12 protein-coding genes are annotated in these 18956 nt (G+C 66.4%); 5 read left to right on the forward strand and 7 right to left on the reverse strand.

Features of this window, described 5'->3' with window-relative positions; all coding sequences use genetic code 11:
- Positions 1-871 precede the first annotated feature (871 nt).
- The 6 genes from OID54_RS29335 to OID54_RS29360 form a co-directional block, all read right to left on the reverse strand.
- Positions 872-2554, reverse strand: a complete 1683-nt coding sequence (locus OID54_RS29335) for a hypothetical protein (protein WP_329024361.1) — start codon at positions 2552-2554, stop codon at positions 872-874.
- A 237-nt stretch (positions 2555-2791) separates the two neighbouring features.
- Positions 2792-4057, reverse strand: a complete 1266-nt coding sequence (locus tag OID54_RS29340; protein ID WP_329024362.1) for a DNA sulfur modification protein DndB — start codon at positions 4055-4057, stop codon at positions 2792-2794.
- A 307-nt stretch (positions 4058-4364) separates the two neighbouring features.
- Complete coding sequence (locus OID54_RS29345; RefSeq protein WP_329024364.1) at positions 4365-4988, reverse strand: hypothetical protein; 624 nt, start codon at positions 4986-4988, stop codon at positions 4365-4367.
- Entirely contained in the window at positions 4985-6034 is a 1050-nt protein-coding gene (locus OID54_RS29350; RefSeq protein WP_329024365.1) for an ATP-binding protein, read from the reverse strand. Before OID54_RS29350 ends, OID54_RS29345 begins: the two co-directional genes overlap by 4 nt.
- Positions 6031-7905, reverse strand: a complete 1875-nt coding sequence (locus tag OID54_RS29355) for a Mu transposase C-terminal domain-containing protein (RefSeq protein WP_329024368.1) — start codon at positions 7903-7905, stop codon at positions 6031-6033. The genes OID54_RS29350 and OID54_RS29355 overlap by 4 nt, the downstream gene beginning before the upstream one ends.
- Positions 7902-8654, reverse strand: coding sequence for a TnsA-like heteromeric transposase endonuclease subunit (locus OID54_RS29360; protein WP_329024370.1), 753 nt, complete (start codon positions 8652-8654; stop codon positions 7902-7904). The genes OID54_RS29355 and OID54_RS29360 overlap by 4 nt, the downstream gene beginning before the upstream one ends.
- A gap of 291 nt (positions 8655-8945) precedes the next feature.
- Between OID54_RS29360 and acnA the strand changes: the two genes are divergently transcribed.
- Positions 8946-11660 carry an aconitate hydratase AcnA gene (gene acnA / locus OID54_RS29365; protein WP_329024372.1) on the forward strand — a complete coding sequence of 905 codons (2715 nt, stop codon included), beginning with the start codon at positions 8946-8948 and terminating at the stop codon, positions 11658-11660.
- Positions 11661-11805: 145 nt separating this feature from the next.
- Here the strand turns inward: acnA and OID54_RS29370 are convergent, their stop codons facing one another.
- Entirely contained in the window at positions 11806-12732 is a 927-nt protein-coding gene (locus tag OID54_RS29370) for a DUF3152 domain-containing protein (RefSeq protein ID WP_329024373.1), read from the reverse strand.
- A 1361-nt stretch (positions 12733-14093) separates the two neighbouring features.
- Between OID54_RS29370 and ngcE the strand changes: the two genes are divergently transcribed.
- The 4 genes from ngcE to OID54_RS29390 all read left to right on the forward strand — a co-directional run bounded on the left by ngcE (position 14094) and on the right by OID54_RS29390 (position 18930).
- Entirely contained in the window at positions 14094-15542 is a 1449-nt protein-coding gene (gene ngcE, locus OID54_RS29375; protein WP_329024375.1) for an N-acetylglucosamine/diacetylchitobiose ABC transporter substrate-binding protein, read from the forward strand.
- Positions 15543-15590: 48 nt separating this feature from the next.
- Positions 15591-16514, forward strand: a complete 924-nt coding sequence (locus tag OID54_RS29380) for a carbohydrate ABC transporter permease (RefSeq protein ID WP_329024377.1) — start codon at positions 15591-15593, stop codon at positions 16512-16514.
- An 11-nt stretch (positions 16515-16525) separates the two neighbouring features.
- Positions 16526-17452: a carbohydrate ABC transporter permease gene (locus OID54_RS29385; protein WP_329024379.1), complete on the forward strand. Its 927-nt coding sequence runs from the start codon at positions 16526-16528 to the stop codon at positions 17450-17452.
- Positions 17453-17742: 290 nt separating this feature from the next.
- Complete coding sequence (locus OID54_RS29390; protein ID WP_329024380.1) at positions 17743-18930, forward strand: ROK family transcriptional regulator; 1188 nt, start codon at positions 17743-17745, stop codon at positions 18928-18930.
- Positions 18931-18956 lie beyond the last annotated feature (26 nt).

An 18956-nucleotide genomic window follows, 5' to 3' on the forward strand; every position in this document is an offset into this window, starting at 1 on the left:
TGGGAATGCCCCGGTGTGGATGGAGTCCGACGAGGTTGTTCGACTGCCGCGGGGGAGTCGGCCTCCGTCGCCGTGCGGTGAGCACGCCTTGCCACACGCCCTGGTGGTCATGCGAGTCGAGGGTGGCCTTCGCCGCGCAGAATCGGCTCTGACCTGGTGTGATCGCCTTGGGTCTCGGTCCGTGCGCTGGTGCGTTCTTGGGCGCGACGGCGGGCTGTATCGGGGTACGCGTGATACAGCACACCGCGCCCATCGGGTGTCCTGTCTCATTGAAGGTAGTCGACTGGATCGCGTTGACCTGCCTGGACTGGATTGAGTGAGACAGCCGTCAGTAGGGCACGAGGCCAGCCTGCGTGCCTGAGTCATTCACCAGGCAGTCCCGCCGCCCGCCGCCGATCAACGATGTCCGAGACTGTGTGGGTAGGCAATATGCCAGCCAGCGCGGCCTCGGTGAGCCGGTCGCCTACGGGGCTGGAGTCCTCCAACACTGCCTCGCACCACCAGTAGCGCAGGACACCCTGAATACTTTCGGGGGCGGCCGTGAGCAACTCGCGGTAGAACTCGGTCCGGCGAGCGCTGGTCAGAGTGTTTGCGATGCCCTCAGCGCTGCGCGGCACTCGGCTCAGTTCTTGTGGGCTTTTCGGCCTCGCGTTCATCTGGACGGTCCCTTCCCTCTGGGTCTAGTCAGTCATCTCGGCTCAGTGTCCCGAAGCTATGGCGAAGTGACAGGTAGCCGAGTGGGACCTTCCAGATCCTGGCTCGGCGCTGCGGTCGACGGCCAGGGTCACGTGCGGCGACGGCAAGGGCGTCGCGGTGCTTGCCTGGCGGGCGCTGCCCACGCTGATCGGTCACCGAGTCTTGGCCGCGACGGTCAGTTTGTCTTCGTATTGGCTAGATGGGGACCGACATAGCCCACGATTACCTGTCCTGTGGCGCCTTTCGTGTCGTCCATGAAGTACACCCGCGGCGAGGTGCTGCCTTTCGAATCTAACTTGAGATGGGCCTGCATCTCCATCCGCTCAGAGGAGTTCACCTTCTTGGGGACTGCGAATATCCGCTCTGAGCCCCACATGTTCATCGTCGTATCGGACTCCGTCATAGCCAGCTGTTTGATCGGCCAGCTCACTGCCCCAGATCGGTCCGAGGTGCAGTGCTGGTAGAAGCCGCCGTTGAAGCCTTCCTTGGCTGCCTGTGAGTAGGAGTTCAACGCCCGAAGGGCATTCCACGCCTTGGCCGCCCATACTCGGGCTCGGTTTGTGTCGTCCAGTTCCAGGGCCGTGCTCCTGTCAGCCGTCACCAGGACCCCGTCGAGGGCATTCAGCCGCTCCCACAGGTCCTCGAACGAGTCGGGCACTCCCTGGGGTTGCTCGGCGACCACCGTGTCCTCAAAGCGCCCTGCATCACGAAGTCGGCCCCGCAATACGTCTGCTTCGGCCCGCGCCCGTTCCACATCGTCCAGAGCACGTACAGCCTCCTCCATATCCCCGTCCGAGCGCTCCACAGTCGAGTGGAGCTGCTCCTCCAGGGAGGCCACGGTGCGCGCTGACAGCTCAGCAGTGCGCCCGGCCTCCTTCAAATCCTCGTCCGCCTGTGCGAGCAGCGCCTTCAGCTCGGCAACGTCGTTTCGTATGGTCGTCAGTTGGTCGGAGCGCCGGACCACTGATAGGGCGGCCTGACGCTCCGCCCGGTGGCGCTGGCCTGCATCAGGGAACGAGAGGCTGCGTAGCGCCTCCGGCAGCGCGGCCTCGGTCGAGATTCGCTGGACGGTGCGCGCGAGACCGAACCAGGCTCCGTCCTTGGGGTCGCTCATCCGGGCCATGGTCAGGAACCGGTGTCGTGGCCCGTCTTGCGGCCATGCGGGATCCACCTGCGGAAGAAAGGTGCGCACCGAGCCCGGGGCGACGCGATGGTATTCGCCGATGGAGTCGCGGAACGCGTCGACAGCGACGGTGTCCTCAAGCAGGTACAGCGAGGCCGCGCCGGCGCACTGCGTCATGGCCCTTCTCATCCGGTCCGACCACACAGAATCGGAGCGCACCGGCCGTGCCGCTACGATCATCGGCATGCGGCGAGCCGGGTCGCACAGTACGTCGACCAGGGCATCGACACCCTGAGCGCCTACGGTCAGAGTGTCCAGGGTTAGCGGGGCCATTCCGTCCGTGGGTTGCAGGTCGCGGACCATGTCGCGGACCAGCCCGGGTCGGCCAGGGGAGAGTGGCGCGTGGCCGTTGGGGAACACCTCCAAACCAACAGAGACCAGTGCAGAGTCGTCCTCGAACGCAACAGCGGTGATGGCGGTGCGCCAGGTGGCGTCGGATTTGTCCTCGCGCAGCTGCAGGCGTATCGCGTGCTCGGCACCGTCGGCGAGATATGCGGCCTGGTTGGTGAGTACCGAGACCTCATCGAGGTAATGGTGGCCAGATGTGAAAGGTGCGCTGCCGAATTTCTTGGTCAGCCACTGGGCGCTGATTCGGCGAACATCCTGGAAGACGTTCTCAGAGTGCGGAACCGTAAGGGTGGTCCGATGAGCGAGTGGGTTGCTGTTGAGGTCCATGACGGCTCTTCACGTGAGTGCTCGGCAAGGGGCGCTGAGATGGTCTATGTGGTGGCGACGGTCGTCTCGTTTGGAAGCCCTGCACAACCAGGACCTCTGCGTACGTCAACGCCCTGATGCGTCCAGGACGCATCCTCCGGGCCGGAGCGGTCCAGCCAGTCCACTGGCGGCGATCGCACATCGCGAGGGGCGCCGTTCCAAGGACAGGAAGGCGCCCCTCGTGGGTCGTGTGATCGGCTACAGACCGGCGGGAGCTTTCTTGTACCAGCCGGTGATGACGCCCACCAGGTGGACGATGTTCTGGGTCCGCATGATCGGCGAGGCGGCGTTGAGCTCGAAGTCCGCGTTTGCCTCAGTGGTGCGCCAAATGCTGTTCTCGGTGACCGGCGCGGCCATGTGAGGGTCGAGTCGTTTGAAGAACTCAGTGATGTCGTCGAGCTCCACCGGGTTGTCGCCCGAGCGCAGTTCTCGGAACACCCCGCTCAGGACGCGCAGCATGCCCACTGAGCCGAGCAGCGAGGTACGGCGGAGCTTCTGCGACATGGTCAGCTCATCGGCCTGGCGCTCCGACTCAGGGTCGTCCTCAGTGATGGCGGCGAGGTCGGCGAAAGCGTTGGAGATGACGTCGAGGAAGTCCTTGACCTGCTCGATGACCTCGCCGTCAGTCAGGGTCTGCTCGGCCTTCTTGCTGATCCGACCGCCTGCCCCGGCGATGACGGCGCGGGTGATGTCGGCGACGTGCTTGGCTCCCATGAGGTTGGGATTCTTCAGGGTCATGCGGTCCTGCTCGGCGTCGACCCGGCCCTTGAGCAGCGGGTGGTCGATGACGTCGGACAACGTACGGTTGGCGACCTTGTAGCTGTCGAAGCGGGCGCGGACGGCACTGCTGATGCCCTTGGCGTTGTCGGCGACGTCAACGAACATCTGCTGGGCCTTGATCGGGTCCGGTTCCACATAGATGTCCAGACCGACGAACTCGGCCTTCAGTCGGTTCATCTGGCCGATGAGCCTCTCGCGTTCGGCCTGGAGCTTGACGGCTTTCTCCGGGCTGACCTTGCGCGCCATCTCACGGTCGAGGCCAGAGATGGCGTCGGTGATGCGCTGCTTCTCGATGGAGACACCAAGCACACGGTGCTGGCCGTCGATGGTGCGCAGAGAGGAGATACCGCCGATTGCCCACGGGACTGTGAGGTAGCCGACGGCGCCATGCTCGTCCACCTTCTCGAAGGTGCAGCCTCCGCCGTCGCGGGCCAACAGGGCGGGGGCGACCCAATCCTTCTTGGTGTCGAGGTACTCGCCGAAGTGCTTGGCGTGGAGGCGGTCGACCTTGCGGTTGTCCTTGTCGACGTTGGTCGGGTCGGGGACAGGGAGGATGGTGGGGAGATCAAGGAGGGGAACGCGCGTGCTGTAGACGTCGCGGCCTCCCTGGGGAGTCTTGATTGCCAAGTACGTACTGGAGTCCTGCGGCTTGGACAGACGCAGCGGATCAACGTTGATGCTCAATACAAGCCCCTATCGGGTCAGTTGTGATCTTATATTGCACTTCAGTTTGAAAAGACTACCACGCAGCGCTCTATCTTGCAGAATAAGTTCTTAATTCCCCTCTTAAGTTGAAGTTCAAGCCTCACGTCATGGAGTGCGAGCTGGCCGCGCAGCCGTGGGCGACTACGTACAGGCCGGGGGCGTGCGTACCGCCCCCGGCACCCTCTTCGCTGGCATCCTCGGCGCTTAGATCATCCAGCTGAGGCGTGTCGCAGATGGCAACCGGCTCGCCGCCGAGCCGACCAGTCGGGCGGGTCGGGGGGTTCGCTCATTGCTGGTGGCGTCCCAAGCGACGGCCTCGGTGGACGTAGTAGAGCAGGGACGAGTAGGACACGGAGTAGTCGTGCTCGTCCATGAGCTCCGCCCAGATAGCTCTGCCGCGAACCCCTCGGGCGAGCATTTCGTCGACCAGGCGGATGACGGGGACCATGACCGGGTCCTTGCGGAACTTCACATCGCGATCAGCGGGCTGTGTGCTGTCCAGCACGAGCCGGACCACCCGCTGCGGGATCTCGTAACGCTCAGCTAGCGCACGGACCGTCATGGTCCCGTCGCGGGCGTCATCGGAGATGAGATAGGAGAGTTCGCCACGTCCCTGCAACAGGTCTTTGCCAGGGTAGCGGGGGTTGGGCTTCGCGCGTCTTCGGGGCGAGCTGGCGTCCGCGAGCGCCCGCTCCAGGGCCTGGGGGGACCGTCCGGCGGCGTCGGCGAGCCGGTCCAGGAGGGGCTTGCCGAACCAGAACGGCGGCCCGCAGAGATATCCGTGCAGGTAGCTGGGCTTGAGGTGGTTGGCGCGGGCGAGACGCCGGATGAAGGAGTCGGTTTCCTCACCGAGTCGTGGTGCGACCTGGACTGGCAGCCGGGCCAGCCGCCCCGCCAGAGCCCCGGTCACCGGGTGACCACCCTTCTTGACGGCTTCACGGTGGTCTCCGCCGCATGGTCCAGGGGGATCGCGTCGATTCCTCGCTTGGTCACGCGTTCGGTGCCGCTCAGGATCGCGTCGATCGCGGCCCCTCGGATGGCGTGGGACAGCGCTCCGATCATGCCGTCGGCCCGATCGTGGAGGTAACGGTCCAGCCTGACGAGGCTGCCCGGCGGGTGATCGTGTAGCAACAGGGTCGCTTCCATGGTCGCGACCAGTCCCTTCCACTCCTCGCCGTAGGGGAACGGGCGGGTGGGGACGAGAGTGAAGCGGCCCGCGATCTGGGCGCCCCGGGTGCCGGCCAGCAGCTCGCTTGTTTCCAGGTTGATGCCCGCGTAGACGAATGTCGCGGGGATGCGCTCGGAGAAGTACTTCAGGGTGTCGGAGACCTCGGCTCCGGCCCGTGTGACCTGCGAGACGTTGTGGATTTCATCGACGAGGACCAGGCCGGTGCGGGTGTCCGTGCAGACGCCGACAACCGCCTCGATAATGTCCGTCATGTTCGACCTGCCCCGGACCGGCAGTCCCAGGAACCGTGCGAACTCGGCGGCGACCATGCGGGCGGTCGCCGCAGGCGGGACGGTGATGTAAAGCACCGGGATGCGGTCGGCGACGTTCGGATGGCGGGCCTGGTCGAGGAGTTCGTGGGCGAGCCCGAGCTGGGTGATTGCGCTGGTCTTGCCCGTGCCGGGCAGCCCGGAGACCATCAGGCCGCGACGGGCGCTGATCGCGTGCCGGTTGAGCAGGACCAGTCTCCGGCCGCAGACCACCGTTTTCTCGACGAACGAGGTGGCGACCACGAGCATCCGTGCGTGATGGTCGAGCCGGTCCTCGTCATAGAGCGCCCGCTCGGCCGGGGAGAGCTTGCCCAATTCGCTGGAAGACAGCAGGACCGGTGGCTCGGGTGGGCCGGCGGCGAACCTCCGCCATCCGTCCAGGGTGGTCAGCTGCCGGTTGGCCTCGGCGTCTGCCTCCTGCAGAACGGTGTGCCGGGTTGCCGGTTCGGAGATGGTCACGGACGCCTCCAGGGGTTCGCGAGCGGGTCGAACAGGCCCAGTGGGATGACTTCGGCTAGCTCGCTGTCCGCTGGGTCCTCCTGAGCGGCCTCGGCGGCGGGCGGCTCGGGGACCGGCCTCTCGGGGGCGGTGGCCCAGGTCCGAGCGGCGACGCGTCGGGACCGCTTCGCCGCAGGGCCCTTCTTCGGGGCGGGGCCGTCGTGGGCCCGTCGCAGCAGGGCAGCGGCGGCGTCCGCGATCTGTTCCTCGGTGCCGCCGGGGACCTGTTCGCAGGCGTGGTCCCAGGCCAGCTCCCCGAACGGGACGCCGACGCGCCGCAGGTGTTTCCAGAAGACGGTGATCCACCGATCGTGCTGGCGGTCTCGTACCCAGATCCGGGAGATGTCGTAGGGATCGTGGTGGATCTCCCACAACCCCTTCTTTTCCACCGCGCCGGAGTGCTGGCGGCGCATGGGGCCCAACTCGCCGTCGTCGTAGGTGCGGTGCTTGATCCGGATGCCGTAGCTGTTGATCGCCTGCCAGCGCTCGGGCAGCAGCTCGATGTAGTCCTCGCCGTTCAGTGGGACCGGGACGTAGCCGCAGGACTGCAGCAACGTCGCGTACTTCTCGTTCGGCGAGAACGCCCGCTTCGGGGCGTCCGGGTCGCGTAGCCCGTCATGTGGCCTGGTTTGCCACACAGCAATGATCCACTCGTCGAGGAGGTTCTGGAGTTCGGGCAGCGACCACAGGGGTCTGTCCTCCAGCTTCCGGCCGCGGCGGTCCGGGTTAGAGCCGGTGTAACCCGCGACGAACTGCGCGAAGAGCGTGGCCACCGAACCCAGTGTCTTCTCGATCGTGCCCTTGTCGGTCGGCGTCGCCTTGTGCGCCGGTTGCAGATTGATGCCCAGATACCGGCAGGAGGCACGGAAGTTGTTCGAGATGAACACCTTGCCGTGATCGCAGACGATTGTCTCCGGCACGATCACTGGCCTCGCCGCCGCGTGCTCCAGCCGCTCGTCCAAGCTCAGCAACCGCCGGTGCGGCAGCACCGAACGGGACATCCGCAGAGCCTGTGACCAGCCCGGACGCATCGCCTCCGGAGTGACGCTGCGGGCCAGCAGCGCGGACGCGTCCGCGGCCTTGGTGGTCGGCCGCAGCACCGCCGCGGTGATCGACCTCGTCGCGACATCGACCATCGCGGTCAGCTCGACCTTCTCCGCGATGCCGTCGTCCAGCCGCACCAGCACATCCAGCGGGGTCGAGTCGATCTGCATCAGCTCGCCCGGCGCGCTGGCGGGGACTTCCCCGAACGGGGCGGACGGCCGGGCGTTGACCGACCGGCGGGCGCGGGCCGAGCCCGTCGCGTGAGTGCCGATCGCCAACTTGCTGTAGAGCCGGTAGAGGGTGGCCCGTGAGGGAGCCTCGATGGCGGCGGCGTCCGCGCGGTCGGCCAGGATCTCCTTGGCCCGCCAGACAACGAACCCGATCGTCTTCGACGAATCCTCGCCCGTCTCGCCGATCGCCTGCCGCATCGCCTCCACCACAGCGGGATCGACCTTGCCGAAGGCCGGCATCTGCTTGGCCGACCGGCCATCGGCCAATCCGATCAGCCCGTCTCGCTGATATCGCTGACGCCGCTGCTTGATCCCGCTGGCCGTCACCTGATGCCCGGCAGCCGTCAGCTCGGCAGCCTTCGCGCGCTCGCGCTCAGCCAGCGAATGCCGCTTCGGGTCGAACTGTGGCCGGGGCACCGCTCCTTCGACGGCGTCCGGAGCGAGGCCGTGCAGCACCTCCAGGATGTGCCACTCCCACCAGCAGGCCCGTTCGGCTGCCGTCTCGGGAAACTCCGCGAGCCGGGCCGTGGGCGGGACCCTCCGCCCCCTCCCGCTCATCGGACACCGCTGCCGGTCAGGCCCACAACCGTGTGCGGCCCCATCATCTCAACCGACAGATCCGCAGCGGCCAGCTCCTGAAACCAGAGCAGATGAAACAGGGTTGGCAGCGTCGCAAGCCGGTCACCCGCCGCGTCCGCCCCGCCCAGCAGCGGACCCGGCGTCGCGAAGACCTCCCGCAGCCGGTCCGCGGCCGTGCGGTGCAGGCACCGCGGGTGCCGGTAGCGCGACAGCCACCGGACATTCGCCACCAGCACCGCCTCCGGCACCCCGACCCGCTCGAACCCCCACCCCGCCTGAGCACAGGCGATCCGCGTCACCTCGAACGCCTCCGTGTCCTTCGGCTCGATCCGCTCATCCGCGCGGACGTCGATGACCACCGCCGAGCCGTCCGCTCGGCGTACGAAGTAGTCCGGGGCGTGCCGACGCTCCCGCTTGCCGTCGTCCCAATGCAGCCAGAACGGCTGAGAGGCGATCCCCACCACCCCGGGATCGAAGTCCATGAGCACAAGCCGGTCCCGCTCCAGCCAAGACTCGAAGCCGACATGCTGCCCGGTCGTGGCCGCCCAGTACCAGCCGGAAAAGTGACGCTCACCCCGCGACCAGCGAAACGGCCGCACTGGCGCCACGTCCTCGAAACGGGCTGTCACACAGTCCAGCAGCGGACGCCGCCGACGTACGCGTACAGCGTCCACGTACGACAGCTCGACGTACGCCCCCGCAAGATCTACCCCAGCCAGCACGGCCACCCAGTCCCCAGTGCGATCACCCACTCGACTAGGTTCACTGAGACGGAAGGCCATACGGCTGGGTTCGTTGAGTAAACGACTCGATTGGATGAGAGCGGTCATCGGGCGCCCGGGCATGACCGAGCCGCACCGATGTACTAGAGTTATCTCGACATCGAGATATCTGCCGAAGACGTGCCAGGGGCCGCCACTCGGTAAGGGTTACCTAACTAAGCCCTACCTTAGCGGATCGGCAAGGAGCCGTGGCGGCAGCATGGACGTAGTACGCGCACATTGATGAAGGAGACTGTCGTGTCGGCGAACAGCTTCGACGCCCGCAGCACGCTGCGCGTGGGTGACGAGTCGTACGAGATCTTCAGGCTGGACAAGGTCGAGGGCTCTGCACGCCTCCCGTACAGCCTGAAGGTGCTGCTGGAGAACCTGCTCCGCACCGAGGACGGCGCGAACATCACCGCCGACCACATTCGGGCGCTCGGCGGCTGGGACTCCCAGGCGCAGCCAAGCCAGGAGATCCAGTTCACTCCGGCCCGTGTGATCATGCAGGACTTCACCGGTGTGCCGTGCGTCGTGGACCTCGCCACCATGCGTGAGGCCGTCAAGGAGCTGGGCGGCGATCCGGCGAAGATCAACCCGCTGGCCCCGGCCGAGCTGGTCATCGATCACTCCGTCATCGCCGACAAGTTCGGCACCAGCGACGCCTTCGCGCAGAACGTCGAGCTGGAGTACGGCCGCAACCGGGAGCGCTACCAGTTCCTGCGCTGGGGCCAGACCGCGTTCGACGAGTTCAAGGTCGTCCCGCCCGGCACCGGCATCGTCCACCAGGTGAACATCGAGCACCTCGCGCGTACGGTCATGGTCCGCAAGGGCCAGGCGTACCCCGACACGCTCGTGGGCACCGACTCGCACACCACCATGGTCAACGGCCTCGGTGTGCTCGGCTGGGGCGTCGGCGGTATCGAGGCCGAGGCCGCGATGCTCGGTCAGCCGGTCTCCATGCTCATCCCGCGCGTCGTCGGCTTCAAGCTGACCGGCGAGCTCACCCCCGGTACGACCGCCACCGACCTGGTGCTCACCATCACCGAGATGCTGCGCAAGCACGGTGTCGTCGGCAAGTTCGTCGAGTTCTACGGTGAGGGCGTCGCCGCCACCTCGCTCGCCAACCGCGCCACCATCGGCAACATGTCGCCGGAGTTCGGCTCCACCGCCGCCATCTTCCCGATCGACGGCGAGACCCTGAAGTACCTGCGTCTGACCGGTCGCGCGGAGCAGCAGGTCGCGCTCGTCGAGGCGTACGCCAAGGAGCAGGGCCTCTGGCTCGACCCGGCCGCCGAGCCCGACTTCTCCGAGAAGCTGGAGCTGGACCTCGCCACGGTCGTCCCGTCCATCGCCGGCCCCAAGCGCCCGCAGGACCGGATCGTCCTCGCCAACGCCTCCCAGCAGTTCGCGCTGGACGTCCGCAACTACGTCTCCGACGACGAGGAGGCTGGCAAGGAGTCCTTCCCGGCTTCCGACTCGCCGGCCTCGGCCAACGGCGTACCGTCGCGGCCCACCACCGTGACCGCCCCCGACGGTTCGACGTACGAGATCGACCACGGCGCCGTCACCGTCGCCGCGATCACCTCCTGCACCAACACCTCGAACCCGTACGTCATGGTCGCCGCCGCGCTGGTGGCCAAGAAGGCGGTCGAGAAGGGCCTCACCCGCAAGCCGTGGGTCAAGACGACCCTGGCGCCCGGGTCCAAGGTCGTCACCGACTACTTCGACAAGGCGGGGCTCACCCCCTACCTGGACAAGGTCGGCTTCAACCTCGTCGGCTACGGCTGCACCACCTGTATCGGCAACTCCGGCCCGCTGCCCGAGGAAGTCTCCAAGGCGGTCAACGAGAACGACCTGGCCGTGACCTCGGTGCTCTCCGGCAACCGTAACTTCGAGGGCCGGATCAACCCCGACGTCAAGATGAACTACCTGGCTTCCCCGCCGCTGGTCGTCGCGTACGCCCTCGCGGGTTCCATGAAGGTGGACATCACCCGCGAGGCGCTCGGACTCGACACCGAGGGCAAGCCCGTCTACCTCCAGGACATCTGGCCCACCGAGGCCGAGGTGAACGACGTCGTCGCCAACTCCATCGGCGAGGACATGTTCAACAAGTCCTACCAGGACGTCTTCGCGGGCGACGCCCAGTGGAAGGCACTGTCGATCCCGACCGGCAACACCTTCGAGTGGGACGCCGAGTCCACCTACGTCCGCAAGCCCCCTTACTTCGAGGGCATGCGGATGGAGACCACCCCGGTCGAGGACATCGCGAACGCCCGGGTGCTGGCGAAGCTCGGTGACTCGGTCACCACCGACCACATCTCCCCGGCCGGTGCGATCAAGGCGGACACCCCCGCCGGCAAGTACCTCACCGAGCACAAGGTCGAGCGTCGTGACTTCAACTCCTACGGCTCCCGCCGTGGAAACCACGAGGTCATGATCCGCGGTACGTTCGCCAACATCCGGCTGCGCAACCAGATCGCACCCGGCACGGAGGGCGGCTTCACCCGCGACTTCACGCAGGACGGCGGACCGGTGGCGTTCATCTACGACGCCTCCCGCAACTACATCGAGCAGGACATTCCGCTGGTGATCCTCGCGGGCAAGGAGTACGGCTCCGGCTCGTCCCGCGACTGGGCCGCCAAGGGCACCGCGCTGCTCGGTGTGAAGGCCGTCATCGCCGAGTCCTACGAGCGCATCCACCGCTCGAACCTGATCGGCATGGGCGTCCTGCCGCTCCAGTACCCGGAGGGTGCGTCCGCCGAGGCGCTGGGTCTGACCGGTGAGGAGTCCTTCTCCTTCTCCGGTGTGACCGAGTTGAACAACGGCGTCACCCCCCGCACGGTCAAGGTGACCACCGACACCGGAGTGGAGTTCGACGCGGTCGTCCGCATCGACACCCCCGGTGAGGCGGACTACTACCGCAACGGCGGCATCATGCAGTACGTGCTGCGGAACCTGATCCGCGGCTGATCCAGTCACGACCGAGAGCCGCACCCCGCAGATCTGCGGGGTGCGGCTCTCGGTCGTACCAGGGGCCGACAGTTGCGATGCCCAGGCCCGCCAGCGCTGCTGGGGCGGATTCCTTCAAGAGTGGATGCCCTCAAGAGGGCCCGGCTCAGGGTGCCGGCGGTCCGTCGATGAGCCGACCTTCCCCGTCGTACACCCAGGGGTTGGCGCGGCACCCCTTCAACCCCTTTATCTGTTGCATCATCGCCGGTGCCGGCTCGTCGGGTCCCGGGCAGGTGCGATGCCCATGGCCGAGGACATGGCCGACCTCGTGATTGATGATCAGGGCGTGGTAGTCGTCAGGCCGGTTCGGGTACTGATCGCTCAGTTCGATCCAGCGCCGTGCGTTCACCACGAGATCGGGGCTGTTGGCGCAGTTCACCTGCCCCCGGGTGTCCAGTCCCCAGGCGCCGCAGAGCTTGTCCGTGGTCGCGGGTGACACCACGTGCACCAGCATGTCGTACGGCGGTGAGTCGACCCGCTGGAAGGACGCCTCGCCCTGGCGGGTCCAGCCGCGGGGGTCCCGCAGAATGCCGTCGATCTCGGCGGCGATCGCATCCACGTTCAGGCTGGTGCCGCCCTCCAGGCTCACTCCGTACCGAACGAGGCGACCTTCAGTGCCGGCGCGAGGGCTGGTGCCTTCGGCCCAGGTGTAGGTGCCGGAGCCGCGCTCCTTGTATGTCGGGGACCGCGAGGGTTCGGGGGAGGGGCGCACGGTGGAGGAAGCCGCACCGGGGGACCCGGGCGGGGTCGTGGGTCGCGGGGGTCGATCGGTCCCGGTGGGCGTGGCCTGCACACCACTGGTGACGGACGGACCCGACGGCTCGAAGAGCACCGTGAAGGCTCCCCACACCAGGGCGCCGACGCCCATCAGTGTGGCCAGGCCGACCAGGAGCGGTTTGGCGAGCAGGCGGATGTTGCGTTCGGGCGGGTGACGGCCCCGCCGAAGGGCGCTGACCTGGTCCGTCCCACCCGTGCGCCCGCCGGCAGCGGGACGCCGTCGGTTCTGGGCGGAGCTGAGCCGGGTTGGTGGCATTTGGCATATCCAGCCTTAGGGACGGGGGTGGGGCACTCATCAGGCTTGAGTGCCTGGAGCCCGCTCACGTCACCTCTCGGCAGTATGTTGTGACCTAAGCCACATCTGACTCCTGGGCGAAGTGGGGCGAAAGGTGGTCGGACCGGCGAGCTCCGATGTACCGCCCTCCCTCGGTTCACCAACATCGTTCCGGCTCGGTGGAGTTGGTGGGCTGACGCACTCGCGCTCTGAGGGCGGGCCCCGGCTGCCACCGCTCCTGGAGTCGTCGGCACCTGTGTGGTCCGGCAGCTCTGGCGTCCTGGGTGAGTGCCGTACTCCGGGGTCGCGAGGGTGCTCCGGTGCTGCTGGTGGGCCTCCTCGGGGGTCGCGGCCGGTGCCTGTCCGCCGTCGAGTCGGCGGTGGGATCGATCGGCGACCCGGTGGCCGTTCGAACTAGTCAATTTCGGCCATATGGCTCAATTGCTTGCCTTCATCGCATGTCGCCTTGATTCTTCATTGGTCTGATCCATTGACTCCATAACATGTATGCGCCATCGAATCGCCGGGCCTTCCGTGCCTGTGTCGATATCGCCTGGAATTCCCCATGAGAAGCGGGTCATCTGCCCCCGAATGGTGCTTCCGTTCGTCCCCTGGGGGATTAGGGGTCATTGCTCGCCGAGTAGCGGATAGTGATCGACCGGGAACGGGGTGAAATGCTGCCGTGTTGGATGATCCCGGCGCTCTGCGATACCCGGAGAATGCGCGGACGGGGCCTGTCGCCGCTTACCCCACTCCGCCATTACCTGCGGGTATGGCGTCGGCGAGTCAGCCTCCCGGCCGCCCGTTCGTGCCGTCGGGGGTGGGGTTCGGCCATCAAATGAATCTTGGCCCGCCCAGGTGGGCGCCCAATCAGACAACGTTGTCTAACGAGGAACAAGGCAACGCCAGGGGGTTGAGGGGCGTGCGGTGTCAAGCCTGTCCCTGCGGTGTCGCAGTCGGATTATGGGGGTCCGCGAAGAATGCTGTGCTCGAATGGCCGCTCACGCGTGTCAGATATCCCCGAGGTCTCAACTCGGGAAAGACTGCCGACCAACCTTGCTTTCGATCTTGCTCCGTTGACGTGAAGTGGACTATACCTATCGGCACCCGCTCAGCTGTCGCACACACTGACGGGTCAGGGGGGAACGGGAGACGGCCAGCCGTGTGTCTATTCACGGCTGCCGCGATCCGATCTCACCTGTGATCGTGCACGACCCGAGCTTCACTGATTTTCCTTCGGGAAAACACAGCAACTGACTGCGGTAACGGGGCCCTTCGCCTGAGGCGACACGGACGGGCGACCGGTTCACCGCCTGAGTCCTGATGAAGGCGAGGACTTGAGCATGGGATCCACTTCCGCCCACAACAATGGGGGCCTCGGCCGTCGTGATGTGATCAAGCGTTCAGCAGCGCTGGGCTTGATCGCTGTTCCCACGATGGGCTTCCTCTCCGCCTGTGCCACCGGTGGTGGCGGCGACAACGACAAGAAGACCGATGCGCCCAAGGGCGAGACCTCCGCTGAGAACCCGCTCGGCGTGAAGAACGGCGCCCCCCTGGAGGCGTTCATCTTCAAGGGCGGCCTGGGCGACCAGTACGCCAAGGACGCCGAGGCCGACTACAAGACGAAGTACAAGGCGGAGGTCAAGCACACCGGTACCCAGCAGGTCGGTCCGAAGCTCACCCCGCGCTTCGCTGGCGGCAACCCGCCGGACGTCATCGACAACTCCGGCGCCGACCACCTGGACATGAACAAGCTGTCCGGCCAGGGACAGCTCCAGGACCTGAAGGCGCTGCTGGACGCGCCTTCGATGGACGACCCGACCAAGAAGATCCGCGACGTCATCCACCCGAGCACCCTCGACAAGGGCATGCACGGCGACAAGTTCGACGTGCTCTACTACGCCTTCACCATCTACGGCACCTGGTACTCCCAGAAGCTGCTCGACGACAAGGGCTGGGCCTACCCCAAGACCCTCGACGAGATGGTCACCCTCTGCGGCGAGATCAAGAAGGCCGGCCTCGCCCCCTGGACGTACGCGGGCAAGTTCCCCTACTACGTCCACTTCAACCTGTTCGGCCAGATCGCCAAGATCGGCGGTATGGAGTCCTGGATCGCGATCGACAACCTGGAGCCCAACGCCTGGACCAGCAACGACGCGGTCAAGCAGGTCGCTGAGCACTACGAGGAGCTGGCAGCCAAGAAGTACTTCCTCGCAGGCAGCCAGGGCCTGACCCACATCCAGTCGCAGACGGCCTGGACCAAGGGCAACGCCGTCTTCATCCCGAACGGCTCCTGGGTCGAGAACGAGGCCGCCCCCACCACCCCGAAGGACTTCGGGATGTCGGTCGGCGCCCTCTTCGACGGCTCGGGTGACAAGATGCCGAGCGGGACGCTGCGCGGAGAGCCCAGCGAGCCGTACATCGTTTCGGCGAACGGCAAGAACCCGACTGGCGGCATGGAGCTTCTGCGCATCATGCTCTCCAAGAAGCACGCACAGAACTTCGCCACCAAGGTGAAGTCCCTGACCTGTGTGCAGGACGCCACCGAAGGCATGACCCTCTCTCCGGGTCTCGCCTCCGCGAGCAAGGCCGTGAAGGCGGCCGGCCCCAACCTGATCAGCCTTCAGCTCCAGGAGTGGTACCCGGCTCTCACCGACGAGAAGATCGGCGGCTTGACCGGCCAGCTGCTCACCGGTGACCTGAAGGCCGCGGACTGGATCAAGAAGACCCAGGCGGAGGCGGACAAGGTTGCCAAGGACTCCTCCGTCACCAAGTTCAAGCGCACCAGCTGACCTGACACGGACGTAGTCCATCGAAAGAGGGGAAGGGCCGGGAAGCACATGCAACACGGCAAATACCGATTCATCGTGGGCTTCCTGGCCCTACCTTTGATCATCTACGGGATCTTCGTGATCTCACCGTTCATCCAGGCGTTCCAGATCTCGCTGACCGACTGGTCGGGCCTGGTGGGCTCGTCCAAGTTCGTGGGTCTGGACAACTTCGAACGGCTCTGGGACAGCGACGACTTCTGGAACGCCCTGCGCCACAACGTCTACATGCTGGCGCTGGTCCCGGTGGTCACCCTGGGCATGGGCCTCTTCTTCGCCTTCATGCTCAACGTTGGCGGCAAGCAGAAGAAGAACGAAGTCGTCACCGGTGTGACCGGCTCCAAGATCTACAAGTTCGTCTTCTTCTTCCCCCAGGTCATCTCCATCACCATCGTCGCCGTGATCTGGTTCAACATCTACAACCCGGATCCGAACGACGGAATGCTCAACTCGCTGCTGGGCGCGGTCGGGTTGGACAACCTGCAAAACGCCTGGCTCGGCGAGAAGAGCATCGCGCTCTGGTGCATCAGCGCCGTCATGGTGTGGGGCCACGTCGGCTTCTACGTGGTGCTGTTCTCCGCCGCCATGGCCTCCATCCCGCGGGACATCTACGAGGCGGCCCTGCTGGACGGTGCCAACCGGTTCCACACCTTCTTCAAGATCACCCTCCCGCTGCTGTGGGACACGGTGCAGACCGGCTGGGTGTACATGGGCATCATCGCCCTGGACGCCTTCGCCCTGGTCCAGATCATGTCGGTGAACATGGGCGGCCCCGACGGGGCCACGGACGTCATGCCGCTGAGGCTCTATCAGACGGCCTTCCGGGACAGCCAGTTTGGATATGCGTCCGCGATGGGAATCGCGATGCTCATTGTCACGATGACGTTCGCACTGCTCACCATGCGCTTTGCGCGGCGTGAGCGGATCGAGTACTAGGGGTACAGCGGATGACGACCGAAGAAATCGACGTGGTGGCGAAGCAGGAGACCACTCCTGCCCCGCCCGCCAAGAAGCCGGGCCCGACCGGCGGACGCAACACCGAGGGCGGGGTGCTGAATGTCTTCTCGCACGGCATCCTCGTCGTCTGGGGGCTGATGGTCGGTGTGCCGCTGCTCTGGGTGCTGTGGAGCGCGTTCAAGGACAGCAACGGCATCCTCACCGACCCCTGGGGTCTGCCCACCTCCCTCCACTGGGAGAACTGGTCCAATGCGTGGGATGACGCGAACATGGGCCAGTACTTCATCAACACGAGCATCGTGGTCGGCGGCTCGGTCGTGGGCACGATGGTGCTCGGTTCCATGGCCGCCTACGTGCTGGCCCGCTTCACCTTCCCGGGCAACAGGTTCATCTACTACCTGTTCGTCGCCGGAATGTCCTTCCCCGTCTTCATGCTGGTGATCCCGCTCTTCTTCGTGATGAGGGACTTCCCCCTCACCTCGCTCCTGGCGTCGTACCACGGACTGATCCTGGTCTACATCGCCTACTCGCTGCCGTTCACCGTCTTCTTCATGACGTCCTTCTTCCGCACCCTGCCGTCCTCGGTGGCGGAAGCGGCGATGATCGACGGTGCCTCGCACACGAGGACGTTCTTCCAGGTCATGCTGCCGATGGCCAAGCCCGGACTGATCAGCATCGGCATCTTCAACTTCCTGGGGCAGTGGAACCAGTACCTGCTGCCGATGGTCCTCAACCAGGAGGAGGACAAGTACGTCCTCACCCAGGGGTTGGCCATGATCGCCCTCCAGCAGGGTTACGAGAACGACTGGGGCGCCCTGATGGCGGGCATGATGATCGCCATGCTCCCCGTGCTCGTCGTCTACACGATCTTCCAGCGTCAGGTGCAGTCCGGTCTGACCGCAGGCGCGATCAAGTAGTCGCCGGCTCCCCGCGCGGCCCTGACCCTCCGCGCGCCACGTGAGTCGCCCAAACCGCGCAAATCGCGTATGTCGCGTATCTCGATACGAGCACAGATGACCGAGCGAGGCCCCCGCCGCGGCGGGGGCCTTCGCCGTTCCCCGCGGCCTGCCCGCCCGTGCGGGCTTGACGGAACGATCCCCCAGCAGTGAGGTTGGCCTTCAGAAGGTGGAGACAAGAGGGACGCTCCGCAGGGCCTTCCCGATGCGCGGCACGATCGGGGCGCCCGGCGGGCAGAGTGGACGGGCCGATGCAGACTCCGGGATCGCAGACCTCTTTGCACCGGGCCAACCGCGAACGCGTCGTGCGGGCGGTTCGGATGGCGGGGTCGCTCACCCAGGCCGAGATCGCGCGGAGCACCGGTCTGTCGGCGGCCACCGTCTCCAACATCGTCCGAGAGCTCAAGGACGGCGGAACGATCGAGGTCACGCCCACATCGGCGGGCGGTCGACGGGCGCGCAGCATCTCGCTGAGGGCCGATGCCGGCATCGTCGTCGGTCTGGACTTCGGCCATGACCGGCTGCGGGCCTCGGTCGCCAACCTCGCCCATCAGATCCTCGCGGAGGAGTCACAGCCCCTGCCGTCGGACGTCTCCGTCACCGAGGGTGTCGCCCGCGCCGGGGACCTGGTCGATCGGCTCGTCGCCACCACCGGAGTGGAGCGGCAGAAGCTGTTGGGCGTGGGACTGGCGGTCCCGGCTCCCGTCGACGCCCGGACCGGGATCCTCGGCCCGACCTCGATGCTCCCGGGCTGGAGCGGCACCGATCCGGGTACGGCCCTCGCCCAGCGGCTCGGCGTACCCGTCCACATGGACAACGACGCCAACCTCGGGGCCCTGGGCGAACTGGTCTGGGGCGGTCGCGGCGTGCGGGACCTGGCGTACATCAAGGTGGGCGCCGGCATCGGCGCGGGGCTGGTGATGGAGGGCAGGATCTATCGCGGGCCCGGGGGGACTGCGGGGGAGATCGGGCACGTCACGCTGGACGAGTCGGGGCCCGTGTGTCGTTGTGGCAACCGCGGCTGTCTGGAGACCTTCGCAGCCGAGGGCCCGGTGTTGTCCCTGCTCGCTCCGAACCACGGGCCGGGCCTCACCATGGAGCGGGTCGTCCGGTTGGCCCGGGACGGTGACCTCGGCGCTCGCCGCGTCCTCGCCGACGCGGGGCGCCACATCGGCAGTGGCGTGGCGGGCCTGTGCAATCTCCTCAACCCCGGCCTGGTCGTCCTCGGCGGGCCCATCGCCGCGGCGGGGGAACTCATCCTGGTGCCGATCCGTGAATCGGTGGCCCGCTATGCACTCCCCAGTGCCGCACAGCAACTGACCGTGGTGTCGGGAGCGCTCGGCGAGCGGGCGGAGGTGCTCGGCGCGCTCACCTTGGTCCTGGGCGAACTCGGTGATTCCGACCTTCTGGACGAGGGGCGGGCACCGGCCTTCCGTTGAGCCCCACCGCGGCGATTTCCGGTGCC

It is taken from the genome of Streptomyces sp. NBC_00690, assembly GCF_036226685.1.
Lineage (GTDB): Bacteria > Actinomycetota > Actinomycetes > Streptomycetales > Streptomycetaceae > Streptomyces.